40 protein-coding genes and 1 tRNA gene are annotated in these 26,370 nt (G+C 65.1%); 4 read left to right on the top strand and 37 right to left on the bottom strand.

Annotation, left to right across the window (positions count from 1 at the left end):
• Nucleotides 1-82: 82 nt before the first annotated feature.
• Nucleotides 83-167: transfer RNA gene (locus BM175_RS15170), tRNA-Leu, on the bottom strand.
• Between the two features lie 178 nt (nt 168-345).
• On the opposite strand from BM175_RS15170, the gene lipB reads away from it, so the two are divergent.
• The 4 genes from lipB to BM175_RS15150 are packed head-to-tail and all read left to right on the top strand — an operon-like array spanning nt 346 to nt 3,208.
• On the top strand, nt 346-1,095 hold the full coding sequence (lipB, locus tag BM175_RS15165) for a lipoyl(octanoyl) transferase LipB (protein WP_090964580.1): 750 nt from the start codon (nt 346-348) through the stop codon (nt 1,093-1,095).
• Nucleotides 1,092-1,547, top strand: a complete 456-nt coding sequence (locus BM175_RS15160) for a YaiI/YqxD family protein (RefSeq protein WP_090964450.1) — start codon at nt 1,092-1,094, stop codon at nt 1,545-1,547. Before lipB ends, BM175_RS15160 begins: the two co-directional genes overlap by 4 nt.
• Before the next feature lie 57 nt (nt 1,548-1,604).
• Complete coding sequence (locus BM175_RS15155; RefSeq protein ID WP_090964448.1) at nt 1,605-2,432, top strand: cytochrome b/b6 domain-containing protein; 828 nt, start codon at nt 1,605-1,607, stop codon at nt 2,430-2,432.
• Nucleotides 2,429-3,208 (top strand): molybdopterin-dependent oxidoreductase, encoded by a 780-nt coding sequence (locus tag BM175_RS15150; protein ID WP_090964446.1) that lies wholly within the window; start codon nt 2,429-2,431, stop codon nt 3,206-3,208. The genes BM175_RS15155 and BM175_RS15150 overlap by 4 nt, the downstream gene beginning before the upstream one ends.
• Here BM175_RS15150 and BM175_RS15145 read toward each other — a convergent pair whose 3' ends face one another.
• From BM175_RS15145 to tuf, 36 genes are all read right to left on the bottom strand, one after another.
• On the bottom strand, nt 3,209-3,928 hold the full coding sequence (locus BM175_RS15145) for an ATP12 family chaperone protein (RefSeq protein ID WP_090964578.1): 720 nt from the start codon (nt 3,926-3,928) through the stop codon (nt 3,209-3,211).
• A 29-nt stretch (nt 3,929-3,957) separates the two neighbouring features.
• Nucleotides 3,958-4,647 (bottom strand): HAD-IA family hydrolase, encoded by a 690-nt coding sequence (locus tag BM175_RS15140; protein ID WP_090964444.1) that lies wholly within the window; start codon nt 4,645-4,647, stop codon nt 3,958-3,960.
• The gene (locus BM175_RS15135; protein WP_090964441.1) at nt 4,647-5,636 is read right to left on the bottom strand and encodes an RluA family pseudouridine synthase; all 990 of its coding nucleotides are present in this window, start codon (nt 5,634-5,636) and stop codon (nt 4,647-4,649) included. The genes BM175_RS15140 and BM175_RS15135 overlap by 1 nt, the downstream gene beginning before the upstream one ends.
• Before the next feature lie 71 nt (nt 5,637-5,707).
• Nucleotides 5,708-6,085 (bottom strand): fluoride efflux transporter CrcB, encoded by a 378-nt coding sequence (crcB, locus tag BM175_RS15130; RefSeq protein ID WP_090964439.1) that lies wholly within the window; start codon nt 6,083-6,085, stop codon nt 5,708-5,710.
• Between the two features lie 4 nt (nt 6,086-6,089).
• Nucleotides 6,090-7,424 carry a replication-associated recombination protein A gene (locus tag BM175_RS15125; protein ID WP_090964437.1) on the bottom strand — a complete coding sequence of 445 codons (1,335 nt, stop codon included), beginning with the start codon at nt 7,422-7,424 and terminating at the stop codon, nt 6,090-6,092.
• 6 nt (nt 7,425-7,430) lie between these two features.
• Nucleotides 7,431-8,870, bottom strand: coding sequence for a DegQ family serine endoprotease (locus tag BM175_RS15120; protein ID WP_090964435.1), 1,440 nt, complete (start codon nt 8,868-8,870; stop codon nt 7,431-7,433).
• A 102-nt stretch (nt 8,871-8,972) separates the two neighbouring features.
• Nucleotides 8,973-9,143: a hypothetical protein gene (locus BM175_RS22765; protein ID WP_175526873.1), complete on the bottom strand. Its 171-nt coding sequence runs from the start codon at nt 9,141-9,143 to the stop codon at nt 8,973-8,975.
• Between the two features lie 229 nt (nt 9,144-9,372).
• Complete coding sequence (locus tag BM175_RS15115; RefSeq protein ID WP_244546026.1) at nt 9,373-10,392, bottom strand: NAD-dependent epimerase/dehydratase family protein; 1,020 nt, start codon at nt 10,390-10,392, stop codon at nt 9,373-9,375.
• 84 nt (nt 10,393-10,476) lie between these two features.
• Nucleotides 10,477-10,899 (bottom strand): 50S ribosomal protein L17, encoded by a 423-nt coding sequence (gene rplQ / locus BM175_RS15110; protein WP_090964431.1) that lies wholly within the window; start codon nt 10,897-10,899, stop codon nt 10,477-10,479.
• 146 nt (nt 10,900-11,045) lie between these two features.
• On the bottom strand, nt 11,046-12,065 hold the full coding sequence (locus tag BM175_RS15105) for a DNA-directed RNA polymerase subunit alpha (RefSeq protein ID WP_090964429.1): 1,020 nt from the start codon (nt 12,063-12,065) through the stop codon (nt 11,046-11,048).
• Between the two features lie 136 nt (nt 12,066-12,201).
• Nucleotides 12,202-12,591, bottom strand: coding sequence for a 30S ribosomal protein S11 (gene rpsK, locus BM175_RS15100; RefSeq protein ID WP_055885547.1), 390 nt, complete (start codon nt 12,589-12,591; stop codon nt 12,202-12,204).
• 113 nt (nt 12,592-12,704) lie between these two features.
• Nucleotides 12,705-13,073, bottom strand: coding sequence for a 30S ribosomal protein S13 (gene rpsM / locus BM175_RS15095; RefSeq protein ID WP_055885544.1), 369 nt, complete (start codon nt 13,071-13,073; stop codon nt 12,705-12,707).
• A 170-nt stretch (nt 13,074-13,243) separates the two neighbouring features.
• Nucleotides 13,244-13,837 carry an adenylate kinase gene (locus tag BM175_RS15090; protein ID WP_090964427.1) on the bottom strand — a complete coding sequence of 198 codons (594 nt, stop codon included), beginning with the start codon at nt 13,835-13,837 and terminating at the stop codon, nt 13,244-13,246.
• Complete coding sequence (secY, locus tag BM175_RS15085; protein WP_090964425.1) at nt 13,834-15,177, bottom strand: preprotein translocase subunit SecY; 1,344 nt, start codon at nt 15,175-15,177, stop codon at nt 13,834-13,836. Before secY ends, BM175_RS15090 begins: the two co-directional genes overlap by 4 nt.
• A gap of 206 nt (nt 15,178-15,383) precedes the next feature.
• Nucleotides 15,384-15,860 carry a 50S ribosomal protein L15 gene (rplO, locus tag BM175_RS15080; RefSeq protein ID WP_090964423.1) on the bottom strand — a complete coding sequence of 159 codons (477 nt, stop codon included), beginning with the start codon at nt 15,858-15,860 and terminating at the stop codon, nt 15,384-15,386.
• Between the two features lie 16 nt (nt 15,861-15,876).
• Nucleotides 15,877-16,080, bottom strand: a complete 204-nt coding sequence (gene rpmD, locus BM175_RS15075) for a 50S ribosomal protein L30 (RefSeq protein ID WP_090964576.1) — start codon at nt 16,078-16,080, stop codon at nt 15,877-15,879.
• A gap of 65 nt (nt 16,081-16,145) precedes the next feature.
• Complete coding sequence (rpsE, locus tag BM175_RS15070) at nt 16,146-16,697, bottom strand: 30S ribosomal protein S5 (protein WP_055885533.1); 552 nt, start codon at nt 16,695-16,697, stop codon at nt 16,146-16,148.
• A 140-nt stretch (nt 16,698-16,837) separates the two neighbouring features.
• Nucleotides 16,838-17,200 carry a 50S ribosomal protein L18 gene (gene rplR, locus BM175_RS15065; RefSeq protein WP_090964421.1) on the bottom strand — a complete coding sequence of 121 codons (363 nt, stop codon included), beginning with the start codon at nt 17,198-17,200 and terminating at the stop codon, nt 16,838-16,840.
• A 10-nt stretch (nt 17,201-17,210) separates the two neighbouring features.
• Nucleotides 17,211-17,744 carry a 50S ribosomal protein L6 gene (rplF, locus tag BM175_RS15060; RefSeq protein ID WP_090964419.1) on the bottom strand — a complete coding sequence of 178 codons (534 nt, stop codon included), beginning with the start codon at nt 17,742-17,744 and terminating at the stop codon, nt 17,211-17,213.
• Nucleotides 17,745-17,788: 44 nt separating this feature from the next.
• The gene (gene rpsH / locus BM175_RS15055) at nt 17,789-18,187 is read right to left on the bottom strand and encodes a 30S ribosomal protein S8 (protein ID WP_055885525.1); all 399 of its coding nucleotides are present in this window, start codon (nt 18,185-18,187) and stop codon (nt 17,789-17,791) included.
• 12 nt (nt 18,188-18,199) lie between these two features.
• Nucleotides 18,200-18,505 (bottom strand): 30S ribosomal protein S14, encoded by a 306-nt coding sequence (gene rpsN, locus BM175_RS15050; RefSeq protein WP_055885522.1) that lies wholly within the window; start codon nt 18,503-18,505, stop codon nt 18,200-18,202.
• A gap of 21 nt (nt 18,506-18,526) precedes the next feature.
• Nucleotides 18,527-19,084 (bottom strand): 50S ribosomal protein L5, encoded by a 558-nt coding sequence (rplE, locus tag BM175_RS15045; protein ID WP_090964417.1) that lies wholly within the window; start codon nt 19,082-19,084, stop codon nt 18,527-18,529.
• Nucleotides 19,077-19,400, bottom strand: a complete 324-nt coding sequence (rplX, locus tag BM175_RS15040) for a 50S ribosomal protein L24 (protein ID WP_090964415.1) — start codon at nt 19,398-19,400, stop codon at nt 19,077-19,079. The genes rplE and rplX overlap by 8 nt, the downstream gene beginning before the upstream one ends.
• Nucleotides 19,401-19,412: 12 nt before the next feature.
• Nucleotides 19,413-19,781 carry a 50S ribosomal protein L14 gene (rplN, locus tag BM175_RS15035; RefSeq protein ID WP_055885514.1) on the bottom strand — a complete coding sequence of 123 codons (369 nt, stop codon included), beginning with the start codon at nt 19,779-19,781 and terminating at the stop codon, nt 19,413-19,415.
• Nucleotides 19,782-19,848: 67 nt separating this feature from the next.
• Nucleotides 19,849-20,094 carry a 30S ribosomal protein S17 gene (gene rpsQ / locus BM175_RS15030; protein ID WP_055885512.1) on the bottom strand — a complete coding sequence of 82 codons (246 nt, stop codon included), beginning with the start codon at nt 20,092-20,094 and terminating at the stop codon, nt 19,849-19,851.
• 12 nt (nt 20,095-20,106) lie between these two features.
• On the bottom strand, nt 20,107-20,307 hold the full coding sequence (rpmC, locus tag BM175_RS15025; protein ID WP_055885509.1) for a 50S ribosomal protein L29: 201 nt from the start codon (nt 20,305-20,307) through the stop codon (nt 20,107-20,109).
• Between the two features lie 11 nt (nt 20,308-20,318).
• Nucleotides 20,319-20,732, bottom strand: a complete 414-nt coding sequence (gene rplP / locus BM175_RS15020; RefSeq protein ID WP_055885507.1) for a 50S ribosomal protein L16 — start codon at nt 20,730-20,732, stop codon at nt 20,319-20,321.
• Nucleotides 20,733-20,758: 26 nt separating this feature from the next.
• Nucleotides 20,759-21,487, bottom strand: a complete 729-nt coding sequence (gene rpsC / locus BM175_RS15015; RefSeq protein WP_090964413.1) for a 30S ribosomal protein S3 — start codon at nt 21,485-21,487, stop codon at nt 20,759-20,761.
• On the bottom strand, nt 21,487-21,873 hold the full coding sequence (gene rplV, locus BM175_RS15010; RefSeq protein ID WP_055885501.1) for a 50S ribosomal protein L22: 387 nt from the start codon (nt 21,871-21,873) through the stop codon (nt 21,487-21,489). The genes rpsC and rplV overlap by 1 nt, the downstream gene beginning before the upstream one ends.
• A 1-nt stretch (nt 21,874) precedes the next feature.
• Nucleotides 21,875-22,153 (bottom strand): 30S ribosomal protein S19, encoded by a 279-nt coding sequence (gene rpsS / locus BM175_RS15005; protein ID WP_055885498.1) that lies wholly within the window; start codon nt 22,151-22,153, stop codon nt 21,875-21,877.
• 12 nt (nt 22,154-22,165) lie between these two features.
• Nucleotides 22,166-23,002, bottom strand: coding sequence for a 50S ribosomal protein L2 (gene rplB / locus BM175_RS15000; protein WP_055885495.1), 837 nt, complete (start codon nt 23,000-23,002; stop codon nt 22,166-22,168).
• Nucleotides 23,003-23,027: 25 nt separating this feature from the next.
• Complete coding sequence (locus BM175_RS14995) at nt 23,028-23,321, bottom strand: 50S ribosomal protein L23 (protein WP_055885492.1); 294 nt, start codon at nt 23,319-23,321, stop codon at nt 23,028-23,030.
• Nucleotides 23,318-23,938: a 50S ribosomal protein L4 gene (rplD, locus tag BM175_RS14990; RefSeq protein WP_055885488.1), complete on the bottom strand. Its 621-nt coding sequence runs from the start codon at nt 23,936-23,938 to the stop codon at nt 23,318-23,320. Before rplD ends, BM175_RS14995 begins: the two co-directional genes overlap by 4 nt.
• The gene (gene rplC, locus BM175_RS14985) at nt 23,938-24,654 is read right to left on the bottom strand and encodes a 50S ribosomal protein L3 (protein ID WP_055885486.1); all 717 of its coding nucleotides are present in this window, start codon (nt 24,652-24,654) and stop codon (nt 23,938-23,940) included. The genes rplD and rplC overlap by 1 nt, the downstream gene beginning before the upstream one ends.
• Nucleotides 24,655-24,717: 63 nt before the next feature.
• A complete protein-coding gene (rpsJ, locus tag BM175_RS14980; RefSeq protein WP_006205468.1) occupies nt 24,718-25,026 on the bottom strand; it encodes a 30S ribosomal protein S10 in 309 nt (102 codons plus the stop codon).
• 168 nt (nt 25,027-25,194) lie between these two features.
• A complete protein-coding gene (tuf, locus tag BM175_RS14975; RefSeq protein WP_090957917.1) occupies nt 25,195-26,370 on the bottom strand; it encodes an elongation factor Tu in 1,176 nt (391 codons plus the stop codon).

Here is a 26,370-nt window from a genome sequence, read left to right as displayed (position 1 = left end):
GTCAATCGCGACGCCATCGGACCGCCTTGCGATGCCGCACGGCTCAAGTCGGAACATCGATGTCAGGGTTATAAAACATGGCTGGTGCGGTCGAGAAGACTCGAACTTCCACGGGTTGCCCCACAGCGACCTCAACGCTGCGCGTCTACCAATTCCGCCACGACCGCACGCCGTGTTCCGGTCCGTAGGCCGGCCCGGTCTGTCTCGACCGGTGGCGGCGATGTAACAAACGCCCCGGAGGCGCACAAGCCTTTTCGCAGCGCCGCCCGCATTCTTTTTTCGAGATGGTGGCTCGGAATGCGCAAGCCCTTTGCGCACCGGCCTTTGCGGCGCTATCTCAGCCGCATGGACAACCCGATACCGCGCGACGCGCTCGACACCGGAAGCTTTTTTGCCCGATCGGACAGCCCTCCGGTCGAGTGGATCGTTATCGACGGGAGAATCGACTACCCAGCGTCGGTGGCGCTGATGGAGGACCGCGCGGCTTTCGTGGCGGACGGCACGGCGCCGGAGGCGGTGTTCCTCGTGGAGCACCCCCCGCTCTATACGAGCGGCACCAGCGCACAGGACGGCGATCTCCTCGACGCGGCGCGTTTCCCGGTCTTTCGCTCCGGGCGCGGCGGCGAGTTCACCTATCATGGACCCGGACAGCGCGTGGCCTACGTCGTGCTCGACCTGAAACGGCGTCGTCAGGATATTCGCGCCTTCGTCGCGGCTCTGGAGGAATGGGTCATCTCGACGCTCGCCGAGTTCCAGGTCCGCGGGGAACGCCGCGAGGACCGCGTCGGTGTCTGGGTCCGGCGCCCCGAGCGCCCGCCGCTTCCCGGCGGCGACCCGGCCGAGGACAAGATCGCCGCGATCGGCATCCGCGTGAGAAAATGGGTGACCTTTCACGGCATCAGCCTGAACGTCGATCCCGAACTCTCCCACTTCGACGGCATCGTGCCCTGCGGCATCCGCGGCTACGGCGTCACCAGCCTTCTCGACCTTGGCTTCGTCGTTTCAATGCCCGAGGTGGACGGAATCCTTCGCCGTCGCTTCGAGGCGATCTTCGGTGCGACCGTCATGCCTGTACCCGGTGGGAGCGCGCCATGACTGCCCGTGTCATCGTCGACGCCGACGCCTGCCCGGTGAAGGACGAGGTGATGGACGTCGCGGACAGGCTCGGTGCCGGCGTGGTTCTGGTGTCGAACGGCGGGATGCGACCCTCGCGTTATCCCGGCGCCCGCATCGTCAGCGTCTCAAGCGGCTTCGACGCGGCCGACGACTGGATCGCGGACGAAGCGACGGCCAATGACGTGGTGATCACGGCAGACATTCCGCTGGCGTCCAGGGCGTTGGAAAAAGGCGCGGTGGTCCTCGGCCCCGACGGGCGGCCGTTCACGCCGGATAACATCGGTGCCGCCCTATCCTTTCGCTCGTTCAACCAGCATCTTCGCGAGACCGGCGCATCGAGCGGCTACAACAAGCCGTTCACCGCGGCCGACCGCTCGCGCTTTCGACAGGAACTCGACAAAGCTCTCCGCCGCGTCATCATCGCACCGTAATGCGTCCGCGCGCCTCGTCTAGACGTAGCTTGGCACACGGCTCTTGATGGACGACACATGAAGCTTCTCGCCAAACGCGACGGCCCGCTGGTGTATCGGCAGCGCTTCGTCACCCGCCTCACCCACTGGGTCTGGGTTGTCTGCCTGTTCTTCCTGCTGCTGTCTGGGCTGCAGATCTTCATGGCGCGGCCCGATCTCTACATCGGTCAGCAGTCCGGTTTCGAGTTCGAGAATCGGGTGCTCAGCATCGGCGCCGCCTTCAACGAGGGCGAACTCGGCGGGGTCACGACGGTCTTCGGAAAGAGCTTCGACACGACCGGTGCCCTCGGCGTGATCGAGGACGAGAACGGCGATTTCCGGCCGCAGACCTTTCCCGGCTGGATGACGATCCCTTCCTACCGCGACTTGGCGACCGGGCGCGTCGTGCACTTCTTCTTCGCCTGGGCGCTGGTCGGTACCTTATTGGTCTGGCTGGTCGGAAGCCTCGTCAACCGCCATCTGACGCGCGAGATCCTGCCGCGCGGGCGCGACTGGGCGGCCCTGCCCCGCGACATCGCCGACCATGCCCGGCTGCGGCTGCACCACAAGCGCACCTATGGCCCGCTCCAGAAGATCTCCTACTTCGCGATCCTCGTCGTGGTGCTGCCGCTCATGGTGGCGACCGGGCTGACGATGTCTCCAGGGATGAACGCTTGGGCACCGTGGACGCTCGATCTCTTCGGCGGACGGCAGACCGCCCGCACCATCCACTTCGTGCTGATGCTGGCACTCGTCGTCTTCTTCGTGGTGCACATCGCGATGGTTCTCCTCGCCGGGCCGATCAACGAGATGCGCTCGATGATCACCGGCTGGATGCGGGTCGACGGCAAGGAGGACGCCCGATGAAGACGTTCCTCGACCGGCGCCGCTTCCTGGGTGGCCTGGCGGCTGCGTCGACGCTGCCGCTGTCGGGTTGCTTCGACCCGCTGGTGGCAAGCGACTCCGAGGTTCGCGGCCTTCTGGAGAGTGCGAACACGCTGACCTACAAGGCGCAGCGACTGCTCCTCGGATCGGATCATCTCGCGCGCGAGTTCGATCGTTCGGAGATTCGGCAGCCGATGCGGCCGAACGGCTCGACGAACCCGCAGGATGAGCCATACCTTGCACTCGCACGCAACAGCTTCCAGGACTACCGGCTGTCCGTCACCGGAGCCGTCAGAACCCCGCTGTCGCTGTCGCTCGCCGATCTCCAGTCCATGCCCGCGCGGACACAGATCACCCGCCATGACTGCGTGGAAGGATGGAGTTGCATTGCCGAGTGGACGGGGACGCCGCTCGGCCTCGTGCTCGACCGGGCCAAGGTCGCCTCCTCCGCCCGCTACGTCGTGTTCCTGTGCTTCGACACGCTCGACAACGGGTTCGCCGGTCCGATCCGCTACTACGAATCGATCGATCTTCTCGACGCCCGCCATCCGCAGACGATCCTCGCCTACGGTATGAACGGCGCGGCACTGCCCGTGGCCAACGGGGCACCGTTGCGGGTGCGAGTGGAGCGGCAGCTCGGCTACAAGATGGCGAAATACATCCGCGCCATCGTCGTCACCGACTCGCTCGTCGCTTATGGCGAAGGCAACGGCGGCTTTTGGGAAGATCGTGGCTACGAGTGGTTCGCAGGCATCTGATCAGCGACGCAGGAAAAGGTCCGCCGCGCGCATGTCGGTAAGACGGGACGCGCGGCGGGCCTGCGCTTCCTCGTCCTCGCCCCAGAGCGAGATGTTCCAGTCCTCGTCCACATGGGCGAGGCGCCAGGCTTCGTCCGAACCGAGGCGCCCTTCGGCGACGGCCAGCGCAATGATCAGCGAGCCTGTCAGGGTCGTCATCTGGTGGATCGCCGCCAGGCGGAACGGATCGTTCTCCTCGGCAAGCCGTGCCCGAAGCGCCTCGATGGTGGCGGGCTCCTGCGCGACGTGCATGACCCCGGCGCCCGTCCTGACACGAGCACCGAAGCGCGCCTCGACCCACGCGATCAGCGGATCCCACGCCTCGGCCTGCCGGGCCACAAGGCGCTCCGGCTCGTCCGCGCGGTAGGCGATGAGATCGGTCTCGGCATAGCGCGCGAGGTCGTCGCGCGTTGCGCCAAGATCGTTCGCCACTCCGTCGAGCACCGTATTGGCAAGCCGCGTCACCGGCATGGTCGACGGGTCGATATGCGTCTCCTGCCGCTCCCATTCCGCTGCGATGGCCTCGGCGATGACGCGGTCCGGCACCGCCAGGAGCGTGCGGATCGGCGTGCGCACGGGCCGCCCGTCGAGGCGGATCTCGAAGCCGGCCGCAGTCTCCTCGACCGCGACACCTTGATAGAAGCGCTTCGGCAGTTCGGGCTTCTGGAGCGGGTTCGACATGGCGGGAAGTCCCTGCTGCAACTCGTTTCTCACGCTCCGACCACCCTCGACGGTTCCGGCATCGACCATGCGGCCAGCGCCGCTTCGAGTTCGCCGACCGTCTGCGCGACGCCTCGGGCGCCTGCAGAGATCAGAGTCTCCGCCGATTGCGCGCCCCAGGCGACACCCCAGCCGACCGCGCCGGCCGCAACGGCCATCTGCATGTCGTAGACGGCGTCGCCGACCACAAGCGTGTCCTGCGGCCGCATGCCGAGAAGATCGCAGCACTCCGTCACCATTGCGGGGTGCGGCTTCGACGGGCAGTCGTCCGCGGTGCGCACCGCCGCGAACATCCCGTGCAGGTCGTGGGCTTCCACGACGTAGGACACGCCGCGTCGCGACTTGCCGGTTACCATGCCGAGGAGAACGTCGTCTCGCTGGGCAAGACGGCGGAGCATCGGCTCAATGCCGGGAAAGAGCCGTTCCGGGTAGGTGCCCTCCGCACGGATCTCGTGAAAGGCGTCGCGATAGGTGTCGACGAGCGCCGGCAGGTCTCGCGGCGCGACGGTCGGCGCCAGACGATGGATCGCGAGATCGAGTGACAGCCCGATGATGCCACGGGTCGCGGCGTCATCGGGCTCCGGCAGCCCTGCCTTTTCGAAACAGCGCCGCATCGTCTCGCAGATCAAGCCGAAGCTGTCGGCCAGCGTCCCGTCGCAGTCGAATAGGATCGCACGCATCAGTCGTTCTCGGCAGCCTCGTCGAAGCCGAACAGGTTCCACGTCTGGACCATGTGCGGCGGCAGCGGCGCGATCTGGTCGATGCGCCGTCCACCGTCGGGATGGGGAATGATGATCCGCCGGGCGTGAAGATGAAGCCGCTGCTGCACGCCGCCGGGAAACTCCCAGTTGGTGTCGTGCTCGAAGTATTTCGGGTCGCCAAGGATCGGATGGCCGATATGCGCGGCGTGGACGCGCAGCTGGTGGGTACGCCCGGTATAGGGCTCCATCTCGATCCAGGCGAAGGCCTGCGCCACCTGATCCACCACGCGGTAATGGGACAGGGCATGGTCGGCGCCCTCCTCGCCGTGCTTGGCGATCCGCATCCGGTCGCCGTCCCGCGTCTGCTCCTTGACGAGGTAGGTCGAGATCCGGCCGTCGTGCGGCGTGGGTACGCCCTTCACGAGAGCCCAGTAGAGCTTCTTCGTATCACGCTCGCGAAACGCCTTGGTCAGCGAGACCGCCGCCCCGCGGGTACGCGCGACCACCAGGATGCCCGACGTGTCCCGATCGATGCGGTGAACGAGACGCGGCTTCTCGCCCCGCTTGTTGCGCCATGCCTCCAGCATTCCGTCGACATGGCGGTTGACGCCCGAGCCGCCCTGCACGGCGAGGCCCGCCGGCTTGTTGAAGACGTAGACCTTCTCGTCTTCGTAGATCAGCATCTGGCCGAGCACGTCGCCGTCGTGCTTGTCGCGCATCGTGTTGGGCGTGAGCACGGCCGTCCGCGGCCGTCCAGCGTCGACGCCCATCGGCGGCACGCGGATCATCTGGCCGGCCTCGAGGCGCGTATCGGTCTTGGCGCGGCCGCCGTCGATGCGCACCTGCCCCGACCGCAGCAGCTTCTGAAGGTGTCCGAACCCGAGGCCCGGATAATGGATCTTGAACCAACGATCGAGGCGCAGGCCCGTCTCGTCCGCCTCCACCCTGATCTGCTCGACTACCGACATCTTCTTTTCCTATCGCTCTTGCCAAGGGCGATACAGCATTCGGCGCGCGGCCGGAACACCAGCGGCGTTCTTCAGCCGAGGTGCCGGACGAGCGCGAGCCCGGCGGCGAGCGCTAGAAGTCCGCCGACCATCGACAGGCCAACATAGAGAAGAGCCGCAGCCTGGCTGCCACCTTCCCACAGACTGACGGCGTCGAGGCTGAAGGACGAGAAGGTCGTGTAGCCCCCAAGGACGCCGACCGCGAGGAAGACGCGCAGTTCGGGCGGCATCTCCAGATGCCGGGAGAGCCAAGCGACGAGCACGCCCATCACGAACGACCCGGTGACGTTGACGAACAGCGTGCCATAGGGAAACGCGACACCGAGCCAGCGGCCTGCCGCGACGGACACGCCGTAGCGGGCGACGCTTCCCAGGGCGCCGCCCAACGCAACGAGCGCGACATTCAGCATCGGGTCATTTCCGGCGTTCCTGTCGCAGGCGAGCCCAACGTTCCATCCGCTCGGCGATCCGCGCCTCCTCGCCTCGCCCGGTCGGCTGATAGAAGCTTGTCCGACCCATGGCTTCCGGGAAATAGTCCTGCCCGGAGAAGGCGTCCGGCGCATCGTGGTCGTAGGCGTAGCCGGACCCGTAGCCTTCATCCTTCATGAGCTTTGTCGGCGCGTTCAGGATATGGCGCGGCGGCAGGAGCGATCCGTGCTCCTTGGCCGCCCGCATCGCCGCCTTGTAGGCGACGTAGACGGCGTTCGATTTCGGCGCGGACGCGAGATAGACGACGGCCTGCGCCAGCGCCAACTCGCCTTCCGGCGAGCCGAGATAGTCGTAGGCGTCCTTGGCCGCGTTCGCGACGAGAAGCGCGCGCGGATCGGCAAGCCCGATGTCTTCGGACGCCATGCGCACGATGCGCCGACCGAGATAGAGCGGATCTTCGCCTGCATCGAGCATCCGGCAGAGGTAGTAGAGCGCCGCATCGGGATCGGACCCGCGGACCGATTTGTGTAGCGCCGAGATCAGGTTGTAATGACCGTCCTGCCCCTTGTCGTAGATCGGCGCACGCCGCTGCACGACGGACCTCAGCCCCTCTCCATCGAGCATCTCGCCCGGTCGTGCCGCGCGCCAGACCTCCTCGGCCAGCGTCAGCACTGCGCGCCCGTCTCCATCCGCCATTCGCACCAGCATGTCGCGGGCGGCATCGTCGAGCGGCAAAGGGCGCTTCATCGCCTCTTCCGCACGTAGGAGCAGTTGACCGAGGCTTTCGGCGTCGTGCGCCCGGAAGGTCAGGACGCGGGCGCGGGACAGAAGCGCCGCATTGAGTTCGAACGACGGGTTCTCCGTCGTCGCCCCCACCAACACGATGGTTCCGTCTTCCATGACCGGTAGAAACGAGTCCTGCTGCGCCCGATTGAACCGATGGATCTCGTCGACGAACAGCAGCGTTTGCCGCCCGCTCGTCCTGCGAAGGCGGGCCGCCTCGAACACCTTCTTCAGATCGGCCACACCCGTGAAGATCGCCGAAATCTGCTCGAACGCGTAGTCGACCTCTCGCGCCAGCAGCCGGGCAACCGTGGTCTTGCCGGACCCCGGCGGCCCCCACAGGATCACCGAGCCCAGCGAGCCGCTTTCCAGCATCCTTGTCAGCGCCCCTTCGGGGCCGGTCAGATGCTCCTGCCCGACGACATCGCCGAGCCGCTGCGGTCTCAGACGCTCGGCCAGCGGTCCGTTGACCGCCGAAGCGGCGGGTTCGCTTCTTCTACTGGGCTGCGGATCGGCGTCGGCGAAGAGGTCGGCCACGTCGGATCAGCGCACGGTCTGAACGAGCCGCTGCCCGTTCCGGTCAACCTCGATACGCCAGCCGCCGCGCTCTCCTGCCGCGTCTTCCTCAAGTTCCTGCGTTGAAACGACATCGCGGCCGTTCAGGCTCGCAATGATGTCCTTCGGTCGAAGCCCCAATCGCGACGCCGGCGAGTTGCGCTCGACGTCCGTCACGACGACGCCGTCGGCGGTTTGCGGCATCTCGAGTTCTCCGGCGAGGCGCGGCGAGAGGTTTGCGATCGTCGCCCCCGCGAACGGCGTGCGTCCGTCGAGCGTGCGCAGATCGCGCGCCGGGGTCTCGGGCGCCGCCTTTAGCGCTAGGCGCACCCGTTCGCGCTTGCCATCGCCCGCCATGACCTCCATCTCGGCCTCGCGCCCGAGACCCGCCGTCGCAAGGCGATAACCGAGCGTGTCGGGGTTATCGACGGGAAAGCCGTTCATCGACAGGACGACGTCACCCTCCCGCAGTCCGGCATCGTCGGCCGGCGTGCCTCGACGCACCATCTGGACCAGAGCCCCCATCGGCCGATTGAGCCCGAGCGCCTCGGCCATGTCCGACGTCACCGCCACGAAGCCGGCGCCGATGTAGGGGCGCTCGAACGGGCGGCCCTCGCGCGCGGCATCCGTGAAGGCGCGAACCATGTTCGAGGGAATGGCGAATCCGATGCCGTTGGAGCCGCCCGTCCGCGAGAAGATCGCCGTATTCACGCCGACGAGTTCGCCGCGCATGTCCACCAGAGCACCACCCGAATTGCCGGGATTGATCGCAGCATCGGTCTGGATGAAGTAGCCGACGTCGTTGACGCCGACATGCGTGCGGGCGAGCGCCGACACGATGCCGTTCGTGACCGTCTGGCCAATGCCGAACGGGTTGCCGATCGCCAGCACCAGGTCGCCGATCTGCGTCGTATCCGAATCGGCGATCGCGATGCTCGGGAACGGCTCGTCGTCCTCGATCTTCAGGACGGCAAGGTCGGCCTGCTGGTCCTTCGACAGGACTTTCGCATCGAACTCGCGGCCGTCGGCCAGCGCGACGCGCACTTCCTCGGCATCGGCTATGACATGGTGATTGGTGACGACGAGACCCGCGGGATCGACGATGACGCCAGAACCAAGCGAGGACTCACGTCGCGTTCGCCCTTCTCCACGACCGAAGAACTGCTCGAAAAACGGGTCGCCGGCAAACGGCGTCCGCACCGGGACCTGCCGGGCCGCGTAGACGTTGACCACAGCCGGCGCGCTCTTGCGAACCAACGGGGCGAAGCTCAGCTTCACTTCGGCTTCCGAACCCGGCACCCGATCCACGGGGGCGGCCGGCGCGATCGGCGCAGGAACGACGGGAGACTGCGCCACGACGGGCGCAGAAATTGCCACCAGCGCCAATGCTGCGACGCCCGGTCCAAGAATCAGCCTGCGATGCTTCATGCTCGTTCGCCTCGAAGATCGAATCACGCGTCTGGTATCGCGCCTTCTTCGAACGAAAAAAGGGCCTCGCGGCCCTTTTTCCAAAGTCGCTGCCGAAGTGGCTCAGCGGGCGGTGACGTCCTGCTGGACGTCGACCGATGCCGTCGCCGGCAACTCGGCCGTCGCATAGCTCGCGGTCAGGATGCCGAAAGCAAAGACAGCGCCCAGAAGGGTCAGCATAGTACGACGCATCGAGAACTCGCTCGTGTGGGTGGAAGCGGTTCGATTTTCCATGATATCCGTTTAATCCGTCTAAACTCGCCGCGGTGCCGCTCGGCGGTAGCCCCCATTCGCCAGCAAAATGCCGCAATCCACCAAAGGTTGCATGCGAAGCATCGGATGTCGTGAGGGGTTGCCTTCGCGCATTCAATTGCACGAGGGCGACGTGACCGCTATCGCGGGCCAGCAACACTCACAGGATATGCAGTGCGTCCTGTAGATGGCACGACCTGCAGGGGCGCGATCACACGCAGCGATATCGGATCAGGCTTTCCCCCAGCGCGACGACAGCCTCTCTTGCCGACCGGAAATCGATCCCGAGAACGTCGCGGGCCGGGGACGTGTCCACCCGTTTCGAGCGTCCGAGATCGTCGGCCAGCATCGCGGCTCCCGGCGAAACGAGAGCGCCCAGACGAATCAAGGCGGACGGCAGTCGATGCTTCGGCAATCGCCGCCGTCGGTCCGGAAACGCCTCGGCGAGAAACGCCGACAACTGAAGAAATGACGGCGTATCGGGTGCTGCAAGGAGGAAGCGTCGTCCCGCCTCCAGCGCGAGCATCGCGCGGACGTGGGCACGGGCGACGTCTCGGACGTCCACGGAGGGAATGGCGACGTCCGGCAGCAGCGGGATGCGCCCCTTCATCATCGACGCGATCAACTGCGCCGACGTGCCCAGTCGCGAATCGAGCACGGGTCCCAGCACGAGCCCGGGATTGATCGTCGAGAGCGACAGTCCCGTCTCGCGCGCCACATCCCACGCTGTGCGCTCGGCGACGGTCTTCGAACGTGCGTAGGGGGATACGGATCGGCTCGCCAGATTCGTGAAATCGCTCTCGTCGAACGCTCGCATTCGATCGCGCGGATGCCCGTAGAAGACGGCGGCGACCGACGACGTGACGACCGCGCGCTCCACCCCCGCTCGGGACGCGGCCCGCAGGACCCTCTCGGTGCCCCGACTGGCAAGTTCCACGAGCTGCTCGGGACGGCGAGGCTGGACGAGCGGAAAGGGCGAAGCGGTGTGCAGGAGGTATCGGCAGCCCTCGGCGGCATGGCTCCAGCCATCCTGCGACCCGAGATCGGCTTCGACGAATTCGCAGCGCACGGCATCGCCGCCGTGAGCCCGCACCACCGCCCTTACCTCTTCGGCACGCGAATTGGCGCGGACGGTCCCACGAACATCGAAGTCCTCGCGCAGCAATTCGAGAACGACATGCTTGGCGATGAAGCCGGAAACTCCGGTGACGAGAACCCTGTCGCGTGCCATCCGCATCCCCACTTGGATCTGGACAGCAAAAAGGGGCCCGCAGGCCCCTTTTCAATGGCAGTCGGGTCGCGATGCGACGAAGCGTCAGGCGGCTTCGTTCTGCGCCTCGGCCTCGAGACGCGCGCGGTCCGCGGCGCCACGGGCGCTGACGTCACGCTCGACGAACTCAATCACCGCCAGCGGGGCGTTGTCACCGCGACGGAAACCCGCCTTCAGCACGCGGCAGTAGCCGCCATTACGATCCGCATACCGCGAGGCGATCGTGTCGAAGAGCTTGCGCACGGCAGCCTCGTCGCGGATCTGGCTGATGGCCTGACGACGGGCGTGCAGGTCGCCGCGCTTGCCGAGGGTGATCAGCTTCTCGACGATCGGACGCAGGTCCTTCGCCTTGGGAAGAGTGGTGACGATCTGCTCGTGCACGATGAGCGAAGCCGCCATGTTGGCGAACATCGCCTTGCGGTGCTCGTGGGTACGGTTGAGCTTGCGGCCGGAATTACCGTGGCGCATGGGTGTTTCTCCTCAGTCAAGTCCGGCTTGACGCCGGGGACGGCATCCTCGCAACCCGGCTTGATGCCGGTGCATGTGCCTTTGAATCTTTTGGGGTCATGCATGGCGCCCGCCGCGGACGCGGCGAGCACCCTGTTCGGGTCGGATCAGTACTGATCCTCGTAGCGCTTGGCCAGATCGTCGATGTTCTCCGGCGGCCAGGCGCTGACTTCCATGCCGAGGTGCAGGCCCATCGAGGCCAACACTTCCTTGATCTCGTTCAGCGACTTGCGACCGAAGTTCGGAGTGCGGAGCATTTCCGCCTCGGTCTTCTGGATGAGGTCGCCGATGTAGACGATGTTGTCGTTCTTCAGGCAGTTGGCCGAACGGACCGACAACTCCAGCTCGTCCACCTTCTTCAGCAGCGCTGGGTTGAAGGCGAGCTCGGCGATCTGCTCCTCGGCGCCGCGCACCTCGCGCTGCGGCTCCTCGAAGTTGACGAACACCGAAAGCTGGTCCTGCAGGATGCGCGCGGCGTAGGCCACGGCGTCCTCGCCGCTGATGGAGCCGTCGGTGACGATCTCCATCGTCAGCTTGTCCTTGTTCAGGTCCTGCCCCTCGCGGGTGTTCTCGACCTTGTAGGACACCTTCTTCACCGGCGAGAACAGGGCGTCGACGGGGATGAGCCCGATCGGGGCATCCTCGGCGCGGTTCTGGTCGGCCGGGACGTAGCCCTTGCCGGTGTTGACCGTGAACTCCATGCGGATTTCGGCGCCCTCGTCGAGGGTGCAGATCTCGTGCTCGGGGTTCAGGATTTCGATATCGCCGACGGTCTGGATGTCACCGGCCGTGACGACGCCAGGCCCCGACTTGCGAAGCACCATGCGCTTCGGGCCGTCGCCCTGCATGCCGATCGACACTTCCTTCACGTTCAGGACGATGTCCGTCACGTCCTCGCGCACACCAGCGATCGAGGAGAATTCATGCAGCACGCCGTCGATCTGGATCGCGGTGACGGCCGCGCCCTGGAGCGACGACAGAAGAACGCGGCGAAGCGCGTTGCCGAGCGTCAGGCCGAAGCCGCGCTCAAGGGGTTCCGCCACGAGCGACGCCTTCGTGCGGCTTCCGCCGTTCTTGAAGACGACCTGGTTCGGCTTCGTGAGGTTCTGCCAGTTGCTGGCGATCATGTCGCTTGCCTTTCAGCTACCTCGCCACCATCCAATCGTGGCGATAGGTCCCTTGGGAAGGATCGGCTTCCCGAATACGGCGAAAGCCGCGCAGTCCCTGTCGGACTGCGCGGCATAGTCTCGAAACTGCGCTCGCTTAAACGCGGCGCTTCTTGCGCGGGCGAACGCCGTTGTGCGGGATCGGCGTCACGTCGCGGATCGACGTGATCGTGAAGCCCGCAGCCTGCAGAGCGCGCAGAGCCGACTCCCGGCCCGAACCCGGACCCGACACCTCGACCTCGAGGGTACGCATGCCGTGCTCCTGCGCCTTCTTGGCGGCGTCCTCGGCGGCGATCTGCGCGGCGAACGGCGTCGACTTGCGCGACCCCTTGAAGCCCTGCGCGCCGGCCGAAGACCAGGCGATGGTGTTGCCCTGCGCATCCGTGATGGTGATCAGGGTGTTGTTGAACGAGGAGTTCACGTGAGCGACGCCCGACGTGATGTTCTTGCGTTCGCGACGACGGATGCGCTGTGCGTCCTTGGCCATTTTCTTATCCTTGGATCTCGACACCGCCGTAATGCCGGCGGCTCCACCGGCCGGAAAGCGCTTGGCTTCCGGCCATCAAACTCGACCGACCCGGACGGTCCGGGTCGACCCGATTACTTCTTCTTGCCGGCGATCGCCTTCGCCGGGCCCTTGCGGGTGCGAGCGTTGGTGTGCGTGCGCTGACCGCGAACCGGCAGGCCGCGACGGTGACGCAGGCCACGGTAGCAGCCGAGGTCCATGAGACGCTTGATGTTCATCGACGTCTCGCGACGAAGATCACCCTCGACGCGGTAGTCGCGGTCGATAAGCTCGCGAATCTGAAGCACCTCGGCGTCGGACAACTCGTTCACGCGGCGCTCGGCCGAGAGGTTCGCCTTGTCCATGATCTCCTGCGCAAAGCGCGGGCCGATGCCGTGGATATACTGTAGCGCGATGAGAACGCGCTTGTTGGTGGGAATGTTGACGCCTGCAATACGGGCCAAGAGAGCCTCCTTTGGTCGCGGATCCGCCACGACACTGATCTGCACGACCCGTCCGGGCCGCTCCTAAACGCCAAGCGACCGAACGCAAACGCTTCCGCGTATACGCCGATCGCCTGATGATGCGCGAATTGGACCGGTCCTTATAAGATTCCCCGGCCCTTAGTCAACTGTCAGGCCGAAACCCGTGTCGTCAGCAGCGTCTCGATCTCGTCGGTGACGTGATCCACCGGCGCCATGCCGTCGATCTGCCGCAGGAGACCGCGCTCGCGATAGTAGGGCGAGACTGCAGCCGTCGCCTGACGAAACTCGCGAAGACGCCGATGGAACACCTCCGGTGTATCGTCCTTGCGCACCGGAAGACCAGCCTCGGCGGTTTCCCGCGCCCGCTTCTCGATCCGCTCGACGAGCCTCTGCTCATCGACACGGAACTCCAGAACGGCATCGATGGCGAGCTTGCGCTCATCCAGCATCTCGTCGAGCGCCCTCGCCTGCGCCACAGTCCTCGGGAAGCCATCCAGGATGAAGCCCTTGCGAGCATCGTCCTGGTCGATGCGGTCCGCAACGATGCCGATGACGATCTCGTCCGACACGAGCTGACCGGCATCCATCACGGCCTGGGCGCGACGCCCGACATCCGTCCCGTTGGCCACGGCTTCCCGCAGCATGTCGCCGGTCGAAAGCTGCGGTATCCCATGCCGCTCCACCAGACGATGCGCCTGAGTCCCCTTCCCCGCCCCGGGGGGGCCCAGCAGTATGACCCTCATCGAGCTCCTCGCCTTCCTCCGCGCAGCTTCGCCTTCTTGACGAGGCCTTCGTATTGATGCGCCAGCAGGTGTCCCTGGACCTGGGCGACCGTATCCATCGTCACCGACACGACGATCAGCAGAGACGTCCCACCCAGGTAGAACGGGATGCCTGCGGCCGAGATCAGGATCTCCGGGAGAAGGCAGATCACCACGAGGTAGATCGCGCCAACCACGGTGATGCGGGTGAGAACGTAATCGATGTAGTCGGCGGTTCGCTCGCCCGGACGGATGCCCGGGATGAAGCCACCATGCTTCTTCAGGTTATCGGCCGTGTCCTTCGGATTGAAGACGATGGCCGTGTAGAAGAAGGCGAAGAACGCGATCATCCCGGCGTAAAGCAGCATGTAGAGCGGCTGGCCGTGGCCCAAAGACGCGATGATCGCGGTTGCCCAACCCGGAAGCGTACTCGTGTCGGCGAAGTTCGCGATCGTGACCGGCAGGAGCAGCAGAGACGATGCGAAGATCGGCGGAATGACGCCGGCCGTGTTCAGCTTCAGCGGAAGGTGCGACGTGTCGCCCTGGAACATGCGGTTGCCGACCTGACGCTTCGGATACTGGATCAGAAGCCGGCGCTGCGCACGCTCGAAGAACACCACGCCGGCGATGCAGGCGACGACCACGACGACGACGATCAGAATGATCGCGGTCGACAGCGCGCCCGTGCGGCCGAGCTCGAGCAGATTAGCCAGAGCCGACGGCAGGTTCGCCGCGATGCCTGCGAAAATGATCAGCGAGATGCCGTTACCGATGCCGCGCGCGGTAATCTGCTCGCCGATCCACATCAGGAACATCGTCCCGCCGACCAGCGTAATGACGCTGGACAGGATGAAGAACGTGCCCGGATTGGTGACGATGCTGCTCGTTGACTGGAGGCCCGCCGCGATTCCGTACGCCTGAACGGTCGCCAGAAGCACGGTGCCGTAGCGCGTGTACTGGTTGATGATCTTCCGCCCGGACTCACCCTCCTTCTTGAGGGCCTCGAGCGACGGGATGACCGATGTCATCAGCTGGATGATGATCGACGCCGAGATGTACGGCATGATGCCGAGCGCGAAGATGGCCATTCGGCCGACGGCGCCGCCGGCGAACATGTTAAACAGGCCGAGGATACCTGTCGACTGCTGCTGGAAGGCCTGCGCCAACGCGTGCGGATCGATGCCCGGCATCGGGATGTAGGTGCCGAGCCGATACACCAAGAGCGCGCCCAGCGTGAACCAGATGCGCTTCTTCAGGTCTTCCGCCTTCGAAAAGGCGGAGAAGTTCAGGTTTGCGGCAAGTTGTTCCGCGGCCGATGCCATGTCTGCGCTCTCTCCGGATGATCCGACGCGCCCAGCCCGACGCAATGCGTAGGCCGCGCGGACGATTCCGACACGTTCGTGACGTTATGTAGAACGGCCTACCGAAACGAATTACAAGACAAATTCGGTCGTCGGGCGGTCCCAAAAGAAAAAAGCCGCCCTCGTGCGGGAGGGCGGCTTTCGAACTTCAACCGCGAAGCGGAGTATCAGGCTTCCGCCGCGGCCTTCTGCGGCACGGTGAGCGAACCACCGGCCTTCTCGACCTTCTCGATGGCCGAGCGCGAAGCGCCGTCGGCCTGGATCGTCAGCTTGGCGGAGACCTCTCCGTCGCCGAGGATCCGCACGCCGTCGCGCGAGCGACCGACGAGGCCGGCGGCCTGAAGGGCCGCCATGTCGATCGTCGCCTTGGCGTCGAGCTTGCCGGCCTCGATTGCCTTGGCGATCTTGTCCAGCGAAACGACGTTGAAGGTCTTCGCGAAGATGTTCACGAAGCCGCGCTTCGGGAGGCGACGATAGAGCGGCATCTGGCCGCCCTCGAAGCCGTTGATCGCGACGCCGGAGCGGGCCTTCTGGCCCTTGACGCCGCGACCACCGGTCTTGCCGGAACCCGAACCGATGCCACGGCCGAGACGCTTGCGCGAATGGGTGGCGCCGTCCTTGTCGGCGATCTCGTTGAGCTTCATCTCGTTTACTCCCGGCTCACTGGCCGTCGACGACGCGGACGAGGTGGCTGACCTTGGCGATCATGCCACGGACCGAAGGCGTATCCTCCAGCGTCCGAACGCGGTGCAACTTGTTCAGCCCGAGGCCGATCAGCGTGGCGCGCTGCTCGCTCGGACGGCGGATCGGGCTTCCGATCTGTTCGACGGTGATCGTCGAGCCCTGGGTCTGGGTCTTGGACATCATTCGGCTCCTTGAATGGGGACGACGGGCGGCAAGCGCGAGAGTCTCGCGCTCGCGCTGCTCCATCAGTCCTCAGCGCCGACCAGGTCGCGACGGCGCGCCTGGAGCGTGGAATACTTGATGCCGCGACGGGCAGCGACATCCTTCGGATGCATCTGACCCTTCAGGGCGTCGAACGTGGCGCGAACCATGTTGTAGGGGTTCGACGAACCGAGCGACTTCGCGACGACGTCGTGCATGCCGACGGCCTCAAAGACGGCGCGCATCGGACCACCGGCGATGATGCCGGTACCCGCCTCGGCGGTGCGCAGAAGCACCTTGCCGGCGCCATGACGACCGGCGACGTCGTGGTGCAGCGTGCGGCCGTCGCGCAGCGGCACGAAGATCAGGTCGCGCTTGGCGGCTTCCGTGGCCTTGCGGATGGCCTCCGGCACTTCGCGTGCCTTGCCATGGCCGAAGCCGACGCGGCCCTTCAGGTCGCCGACGACGACGAGCGCGGCGAAGCCGAAGCGACGGCCGCCCTTGACCACCTTGGCGACGCGATTGATGTGGACGAGCTTGTCGACGAAGCCGTCATCCCGCTCTTCGCGGTCGTTACGTTCATTACGAGGCGCCATATCCTGTCCTTGTTTTTTTCCGGAGGCGTCCTGGGGTAGATGCCGATCGATGCGGCACCCGGCTTAAAGCATGACACGGCCGGCAGGAAAACCCACCGGACCGCAATCACACCGAAGATCGTCGGCCCGAAGGCCGAGGATCAGAAGTTCAGACCACCCTCGCGCGCGGACTCGGCCAGGGCCTTGATGCGGCCGTGGTAGATGAACGCGCCGCGATCGAACACGACGTCGGTCACACCCGCTTCCTTGGCGCGCTCGGCGACGAGCTTGCCGACAGCGGCGGCGGCCGCGATGTCCGCACCGGTCTTCAGGTCACCGCGCAGGCCGACGTCGAGCGTCGAAGCGGCAGCGAGCGTACGCCCAGCGGCGTCATCGATGATCTGGGCGTAGATGTTCTTCGACGAGCGGTGGACCGACAGGCGCGGACGCCCGTTCGCCACTGCCTTGATCGAACGGCGGACGCGGGATGCGCGGCGCCGGAGGAGTTCCTTCTGCGTTGCCATGTCCCGAGCCTTACTTCTTCTTGCCTTCCTTACGGACGATCTTCTCGCCCGCGTACTTCACGCCCTTGCCCTTGTACGGCTCGGGACCGCGATACTCACGGATTTCGGCGGCGACCTGACCGACCTGCTGCTTGTCGATGCCGGTGATCACGATCTCGGTCGGCTTCGGCACGGCAATCGAGATGCCCTCCGGAACCGGGTAGAGAACGTCATGGCTAAAGCCGAGCGCCAGCTGCAGGTTCTTGCCCTGCATGGACGCGCGGTAGCCGACGCCGCTGATCTCGAGACGCTTCTCGAAACCATCCTTCACACCCGACAGGATGTTCACGATCATCGTGCGGGACATGCCCCACTTCGAACGCGCATCCTTCGAGTCGTCGCGCGGGTCGACCTTGATCGACCCGTCTTCCATCTTCACGAGCACCTCGTCGTTCACCACGAACGAAAGCTCGCCCTTCGGGCCCTTAGCCCGGACGGTCTGACCGTCGACCGAGGCGGTGACCCCGCCCGGGACGGCAACCGGCTTCTTGCCAATACGAGACATCTGAGAACCTGTCCGTTGATCGCTTGGGAGACCTCGATGCCGCGTCAGAAGACGCGGCAGAGGATCTCGCCACCGACGTTCTGTTCGCGAGCGGCGTGGTCCGCCATGACGCCCTTCGGGGTCGAGAGCACCGAGATGCCCAGGCCGTTGGCGACATGCGGGATCGTCTTCGCCGAAACGTAGACGCGGCGGCCGGGCTTCGACACCCGGGAGATCTCCTTGATGACCGGAGCGCCCTCGTAGTACTTGAGCTCGATGTTGAACTCAGCCGTGCCGTTCTCGAACTTGGTCTCGGAATAGCCGCGGATGTAGCCTTCGTCCTTGAGCACGTCGAGGACGCGCGCGCGGAGCTTGGAGGCAGGGGTGGCGACTGACGTCTTGCTCCGCATCGTAGCGTTGCGGATGCGCGTCAGCATATCGCCGAGAGGATCGGAAAGTGCCATTGCAGTGCCTCCTTACCAGCTCGACTTGACGATGCCCGGGATCTGCCCGGTGTTGCCGAGGTCGCGAAGCGCGATACGGCTCATCTTCAGCTTGCGATAATAGGCGCGCGGACGACCCGTCACCTCGCAACGGTTGCGGACGCGAACCTTGGAGGAGTTGCGCGGCAACTCGGCCAGCTGGAGCTGAGCGCGGAAACGCTCCTCCATCGAGGCCTCCTGGTTCGTCGTCACGGCCTTCAGCGCTTCGCGCTTGGCCGCGTACTTCGCGACCAGCTTCTGCCGGCGCTTGTTCTTCTCGATGGCGCTCTTCTTGGCCATAACTTTTCCTTTCGCCTGCCGTTACTGGCGGAACGGGAAGTTCAGCGCCTTCAGAAGGGCGCGGGCTTCTTCGTCGGTCTTCGCCGTCGTACACACGATGATGTCCATGCCCCACATCTGATCAACCTTGTCGTAGTTGATCTCAGGGAACACGATGTGCTCCTTCAAGCCCATGGCGAAATTGCCGCGGCCATCGAAGCTCTTCGGGTTGAGGCCGCGGAAGTCGCGCACGCGGGGCAGAGCGATCTGCACCAGGCGATCCACGAACTCGTACATGCGCTCCTTGCGAAGGGTGACCTTCGCGCCGATCGGCATGTTCTCGCGCACCTTGAACCCGGCGATCGAGTTGCGGGCGCGCGTGATGACGGGCTTCTGACCGGCGATCTTCGCCAGATCTTCCGCCGCGATCGTCGGCTTCTTGGAGTCGCCGGTGGCCTCACCGACGCCCATGTTGATCACGACCTTGTCGAGCCGCGGCACTTCCATCTCGTTGGAGTACTTGAACTCCTCGATAAGCTGCTTGCGGATCTCGTCGCGGTATACGGCCTTGAGCCGAGGCGTGTAGCTGGTCTCAGCCATCGATCTGTTCTCCCGAACGCTTGGCGACACGCACCTTCTTTGCGTTCTCGCCTTCGCCGACAACCTTGAAACCGACGCGGGTCGGCTTGCCATCCTTCGGGTCGGCGACCGAAAGGTTCGAGAGGTGGATGGGGGCCTCCTTGGAGACGATCCCGGCTTCCTGGCTGGCGGACTGCTTCTGGTGGCGCTTCACCATGTTCACGCCGGAGACGACCGCACGCTCCTCCTTCGGCATGACCTGCAGCACCTTGCCCGAGCGGCCCTTGTCCTTGCCGGCCAGCACGACGACGTTGTCGCCCTTCTTGATCTTCTGCATCGGTCCGGCTCCTTACAGCACTTCCGGGGCCAGGGAAATGATCTTCATGTGGTTCCGGCCGCGCAGCTCGCGCGGAACGGGTCCGAAGATACGAGTTCCAACCGGCTCCTTCTTGTTGTCGATCAGCACGGCCGCATTGCGGTCGAACCGGATCACCGAACCGTCCGGACGACGGATGTCCTTGGCCGTGCGAACCACGACCGCCTTCATCACGTCACCCTTTTTCACGCGGCCGCGCGGAATGGCTTCCTTGATCGAAACGACAATAATGTCGCCGACCGAGGCATACTTCCGCTTCGAGCCGCCCAGCACCTTGATGCACATGACACGACGGGCGCCGGAATTGTCCGCCACATCGAGGTTTGTTTGCATCTGAATCATGTCAGGCCGCCTTCAAATCACGAGCAGCCGGGGAGCGCAGGATCATGCGCTGCACCCGAGCCTATATTCACTGAGCCGAAGCCTGGGAGGCAACGACGATCCAAGTCTTGTCCTTCGAGATCGGCTTGGTCTCCTCGATGGAGACGATGTCGCCGACCTTGTACTGGTTGGATTCGTCGTGCGCCTTGTACTTCTTCGACCGGCGAACGGTCTTCTTGAAGAGCGGATGCGTGAAGCGACGCTCCACGAGCACGACGACCGTCTTGTCATTCTTATCGGAGACCACGGTCCCCTGCAAAACGCGTTTCGGCATAGTTGACTACCTTCAGGCCTTGGCCGTGCCGGCCTTCTGGCGGGCAATGGTCTTGATCCGGGCGATGTCCCGACGGACTTCCTTGACACGAGACGTGTTCTCGAGCTGGCCCGTGGCACGCTGGAAGCGCAGGTTGAACTGCTCCTTCTTCAGCTTGCCGAGGTCGGCCGTCAGCTCGTCCTGCGTCTTCGTGGTGAGGTCGGAGGCTTTCATCGAATTTCTCCTTACTCGGCGATGCGCTGGATGAACCGCGTGCGGATCGGAAGCTTCGCCGCGCCGAGGCGCAGGGCCTCGCGAGCGACATCTTCCGCCACGCCGTCGATCTCGAACATGATACGACCGGGAGCGACGCGGGCCGCCCAGTACTCGATCGCACCCTTGCCCTTACCCATGCGGACTTCCGTCGGCTTGGCGGTGACCGGCAGGTCCGGGAAAATCCGGATCCAGACGCGGCCCTGGCGCTTCATCTGACGGGTGATCGCGCGGCGAGCCGCTTCGATCTGGCGGGCGGTGACGCGCTCCGGCTCGAGGGCCTTCAGACCGAAGGTCCCGAAGCTGAGCAACGAGCCGCCCTTGGAGTTGCCGTGAATGCGTCCTTTGAACGCCTTCCGGAACTTCGTGCGCTTTGGTTGCAACATTTCCTATTACTCCGAAACTTCGACTATCAGGCGTGCTCGCGCTCGCGCTCACGACGACGGTTGTTGCCGCCACCGGAGTTCGAGCCGTCGCCTTCGACCGCACGACGCTCGGAAGCCATCGGATCGTGCTCCAGGATCTCGCCCTTGAAGATCCAGACCTTCACGCCGCAGACACCGTACGCCGTATGGGCTTCCGCGGTGCCGTAGTCAACATCCGCGCGAAGCGTATGCAGCGGAACGCGGCCCTCGCGGTACCATTCCATGCGGGCGATCTCCGCGCCGCCGAGACGACCGCCGCAGTTGATGCGGATACCCTCGGCGCCGAGGCGCATCGCCGACTGCACGGCGCGCTTCATGGCGCGGCGGAACGCGATGCGGCGCTCCAGCTGCTGGGCGATGGACTGCGCCACCAGCGTCGCGTCGGTCTCGGGCTTCCGGACCTCGACGATGTTGATGTGCGTCTCCGCGTTGGTCATCGCCGACAGCTTCTTGCGAAGCTTCTCGATGTCCGCGCCCTTCTTGCCGATCACGATGCCCGGACGCGCCGAGTGGATCGTGATGCGGCACTTCTTGTGCGGGCGCTCGATGACGATCTTAGAGACCGCCGCCTGCTTCAGCTCGCTGAGGAGGTACTTGCGGATCGCAAGGTCCTCGTGGAGCAACTGGCCGTACTCGCCGGTGTTGGCGAACCAGCGAGAGTCCCAGGTCCGGTTGATGCCGAGGCGCAGGCCGATCGGATTGACTTTCTGACCCATTACGCGGCCTCCTCTTCGGCCTTCTCGCGGACGATGATCGTCAGGTGCGAGAACGGCTTCTCGACCCGGCTCGCCCGACCGCGACCGCGGGCGTGGAAACGCTTCATCGTGATCGACTTGCCGACGAACGCCTCGGCGACGACCAGCGTGTCGACGTCGAGATCGTGGTTGTTCTCGGCGTTCGCGATGGCGCTTTCCAGCGTCTTCTTCACCGTCTCGGCGATCCGCTTCCGCGAGAAGGTCAGGTCCGCGAGAGCGCGATCCACCTTCTTACCGCGGATCATCTGCGCGACGAGGTTCAGTTTCTGCGGGCTCACGCGGATCGTACGGGCGACAGCCTTCGCCTCGTTGTCCTTGAGCACGCGCTCGGCCTTGGCCTTGCCCATGTTACTTCCTCTTCGCCTTCTTGTCGGCGCCGTGGCCGTAATAGGTACGGGTCGGGGAGAACTCGCCGAACTTGTGTCCGACCATGTCCTCGTTGACCGAGACCGGGATGTGCTTGTTGCCGTTGTAGACGCCGAACGTCAGGCCAACGAACTGCGGCAGGATCGTGGAGCGACGGCTCCAGATCTTGATGACTTCGCTGCGACCACCCGAGCGGACCTTTTCGGCCTTCTTCAGGAGGTAGCCATCAACGAACGGACCTTTCCAGACGGAACGTGTCATGGAGTGTTTCCCTTACTTCTTGCGCTGATGGCGCGAGCGCATGATGAACTTGTCGGTCGCCTTGTTCTGGCGCGTGCGCTTGCCCTTCGTCGGCTTGCCCCACGGGGTCACCGGGTGGCGACCACCCGAGGTGCGACCCTCACCACCGCCGTGCGGGTGATCGACCGGGTTCATCGCGACGCCGCGAACGTGCGGGCGACGACCGAGCCAGACCGAACGGCCCGCCTTGCCGAGGTTGATGTTGCCGTGGTCCGGGTTGGACACGGCACCGACCGTGGCGAAGCACGAACCCGACACGAGGCGCTGCTCGCCCGAGTTCAGGCGAAGGATCGCCATGCCCTGGTCGCGGCCGACGAGCTGCGCGTAGGCGCCAGCCGAACGGGCGATCTGGCCGCCCTTCATCGGCTTCATCTCCACATTGTGGATGATGGTGCCGACCGGCATCGCCGACAGCGGCATAGCGTTGCCAGGCTTCACGTCGATGCCGGTGAGACCCGCCACCACCTTGTCGCCGGCAGCAAGACGCTGCGGAGCCAGGATGTAGGACAGCTCGCCATCCTCGTAGCGGATCAGCGCGATGAACGCGGTGCGGTTCGGATCGTACTCGAGGCGCTCCACCGTCGCGACGACATCAAGCTTGCGACGCTTGAAGTCGATCATGCGGTAGGTGCGCTTGTGACCGCCGCCCTGATAGCGGGCGGTGATGCGACCCATGTTGTTGCGGCCGCCGCTGGAGTGCAGACCCTCGGTCAGCTGCTTGACCGGCTTCCCCTTCCAGAGGCCCGAGCGGTCGACCAGCACCAGCTGGCGGGTGCTCGGGGTGACCGGCTTGAAGTTCTTCAGTGCCATGATCTTCTATCCTCGCAGCCAGCCGTCAGAGACCGGTCGAGACGTCGATGGACTGGCCTTCGGCCAGCGTCACGATCGCCTTCTTCTGGTCGCTCTGGCGGCCCGGACGGCCGCGGAAACGCCGCACCTTGCCCTTGCGGACCAGTGTGTTGACGGCAGTGACCTTGACCCCGAACAGAGCCTCGACGGCCGCCTTGATCTGCGGCTTGGTCGCGGTCTTCGCAACGTTGAAGATCACCTGGTTGAACTCGGAGACCAGCGTCGACTTCTCAGTGATCACCGGGCTCGTAATGACGTCGTAATGGCGCAGATCGCTCATTTGAAGCGCTCCTCGAGGGCCTCGACGGCAGCCTTCGACAGGACAAGCGTCTGACGGCGCAGAATGTCGTAAACGTTGATGCCCTGAACCGGCAGCACGTCGATGTTCGGGATGTTGCGGGCCGAGCGAGCGAAGTTCTCGTTCAGCTGCGCGCCGCCGATGATCAGCGCGTTCGTCAGGCCAAGGCCCGCGAACTGAGCCAGCACCGCCTTGGTCTTGCCATCGGCCGAAGTCAGATCGTCGATGACGATCAGGCCGCCCGACTTGGCCTTGGCCGAGAGGGCATGCTTGAGTGCGAGCGCGCGGACCTTCTTGGGAAGATCGTGAGCGTGGCTGCGCGACACCGGGCCGTGAGCCTTGCCACCGCCGCGGAACTGCGGCGCGCGAGCCGAGCCGTGACGAGCGCGACCGGTGCCCTTCTGCTTGTAGAGCTTGGCACCCGTACGGGCGATCTCGGCGCGACCGAGGGACTGGTGCGTGCCCTGCTGACGCTTGGCGAGCTGGTAGCGAACCATGCGCTGCAGGATGTCCTCGCGCGGCTCGAGACCGAAGATCTCGTCAGCGAGGGTCACCGAACCGGCTTCGGCGCCGGCGAGGGTCTTGATCTTGATGTCCATTACTCGGTTCCCTCGGAAGCGGCCGAAGCGCCGTTGTTGGCGGCCTGGCGCAGGGCAGCCGGCTTGGGGGCGTTCTCGGGAAGCTTCGCCTTGACCGCGTCACGGACGAGGATCCAGCCGCCCTTCGAGCCCGGCACGGCGCCGCGGATCAGGAGGAGGCCCTTCTCGGCGTCCGTGCGGACGACCTCGAGGTTCTGCGTCGTCACACGGGTCTGACCCATGTGACCGGCCATCTTCTTGTTCTTGAAGACCTTGCCCGGATCCTGGCGCTGACCGGTCGAACCGTGCGAGCGGTGCGACACGGACACGCCGTGCGTCGCGCGAAGACCACCGAAGTTGTGGCGCTTCATGACGCCGGCGAAACCCTTACCGATCGAGGTGCCGGTGACGTCCACCAGCTGGCCCGCGACGAAGTGGTCGGCCGTGATCTCGGCGCCCACGTCGATGAGGTTGTCGTCCGACACGCGGAACTCGGCCATCTTGCGCTTCGGCTCGACGGAGGCCTGGGCGAACACGCCGCGCATCGCCTTCGAAGTGTTCTTCACCTTGGCGGTGCCGACACCGAGCTGAACGGCGGTGTACCCGTTCTTGTCCTGGGTGCGCTGCCCCACGACCTGGAGGTTCTCGACCTTGAGAACCGTGACCGGCACATGCTCGCCCGCATCATTGTAGATGCGGGTCATGCCGACCTTCTGTGCAATCAAACCTGAACGCATTCTCATTCTTTCTCCAGAGGAACCATGAGACCCCGAGAGGTCCTGCCGGTTCTTGTCCGCTCGTTAGAGCTTGATCTCGACGTCGACGCCTGCGGCGAGGTCGAGCTTCATCAGCGCATCGACCGTCTGCGGCGTGGGGTCGACGATGTCGAGCAGCCGCTTGTGGGTGCGCATTTCGAACTGCTCGCGGGACTTCTTGTCCACGTGGGGCGAGCGGTTGACCGTAAACTTCTCGATACGGGTCGGCAGCGGGATGGGCCCGCGCACGTTGGCGCCGGTGCGCTTCGCCGTCGATACGATCTCGCGGGTGGAGGCGTCGAGCACACGGTGGTCGAACGCCTTCAGGCGGATGCGAATATTCTGGCCGTTCATTGCATTCGTCCTTCCGTCGGAGCCATGCCGGAGTGCCGGCGCTTTCCGATCGCTAAACAGTCTTCAGCCAATCAAACCGGACGCCTGAACGGCGCCCGAACCGCCCCGTAGGGCAAAGAGAACGCGGCGGTGTAGACCGCCGCGCCCTTGATTTCAAGAGGCCGAGCCTTACTCGACGATCGATGCGACGATACCGGCGCCGACGGTGCGGCCGCCCTCGCGGATGGCGAAGCGCAGCTTCTCTTCCATCGCGATCGGAACGATCAGCTTGACGTCCATCGTCACGTTGTCGCCCGGCATCACCATCTCGGTGCCCTCCGGCAGCGTCACCACGCCCGTCACGTCCGTCGTGCGGAAGTAGAACTGCGGGCGGTAGTTCGTGAAGAACGGCGTGTGGCGGCCGCCCTCCTCCTTCGTCAGGATGTACGCCTCGGCCATGAAGCGCGTGTGCGGCTTCACCGAACCCGGCTTGCACAGGACCTGCCCGCGCTCGACGCCCTCACGGTCCACGCCGCGGATCAGCGCGCCGATGTTGTCGCCCGCCTGGCCCTGGTCCAGAAGCTTGCGGAACATCTCGACGCCCGTCACCGTCGTCTTCTTGTTGTCGCGGATGCCGACGATCTCGACTTCCTCGCCAACCTTCACGATGCCGCGCTCGACGCGACCCGTCACCACCGTGCCGCGGCCCGAGATCGAGAACACGTCCTCGATCGGCATCAGGAACGGCATGTTGATCGGACGCTCGGGCGTCGGGATGTAGGCGTCGACCTGCTTCATCAGCTCGCGAACCGCGTCCTCGCCGATCTCCTTGTTGGAGTCCTCGAGAGCGGCCAGCGCCGAGCCCTTGACGATCGGAACGTCGTCGCCCGGGAAGTCGTAGGACGACAGGAGCTCGCGGACCTCGAGCTCGACGAGCTCCAGAAGCTCGGCGTCGTCGACCTGGTCCACCTTGTTCAGGAACACCACCAGCGCGGGAACGCCGACCTGGCGCGCCAGGAGGATGTGCTCGCGCGTCTGCGGCATCGGGCCGTCGGCCGCCGAGCAGACCAGGATCGCGCCGTCCATCTGCGCCGCGCCCGTGATCATGTTCTTCACGTAGTCGGCGTGCCCCGGGCAGTCGACGTGCGCGTAGTGACGGTTCTCCGTCTCGTACTCGACGTGCGCCGTCGAGATCGTGATGCCGCGCGCCTTCTCCTCCGGCGCCGCGTCGATCTGGTCGTACGCGCGGAACTCGCCGAAGTACTTCGTGATCGCCGCCGTCAGCGACGTCTTCCCGTGATCAACGTGACCAATCGTCCCGATGTTCACATGCGGCTTGTTACGCTCGAATTTGCTCTTCGCCAT

The sequence above is a fragment of the Aureimonas phyllosphaerae genome (assembly GCF_900113065.1).
GTDB classification, from domain to species: Bacteria; Pseudomonadota; Alphaproteobacteria; order Rhizobiales; family Rhizobiaceae; genus Aureimonas; species Aureimonas phyllosphaerae.
This window is presented reverse-complemented; position numbering and strand designations above follow the sequence as displayed.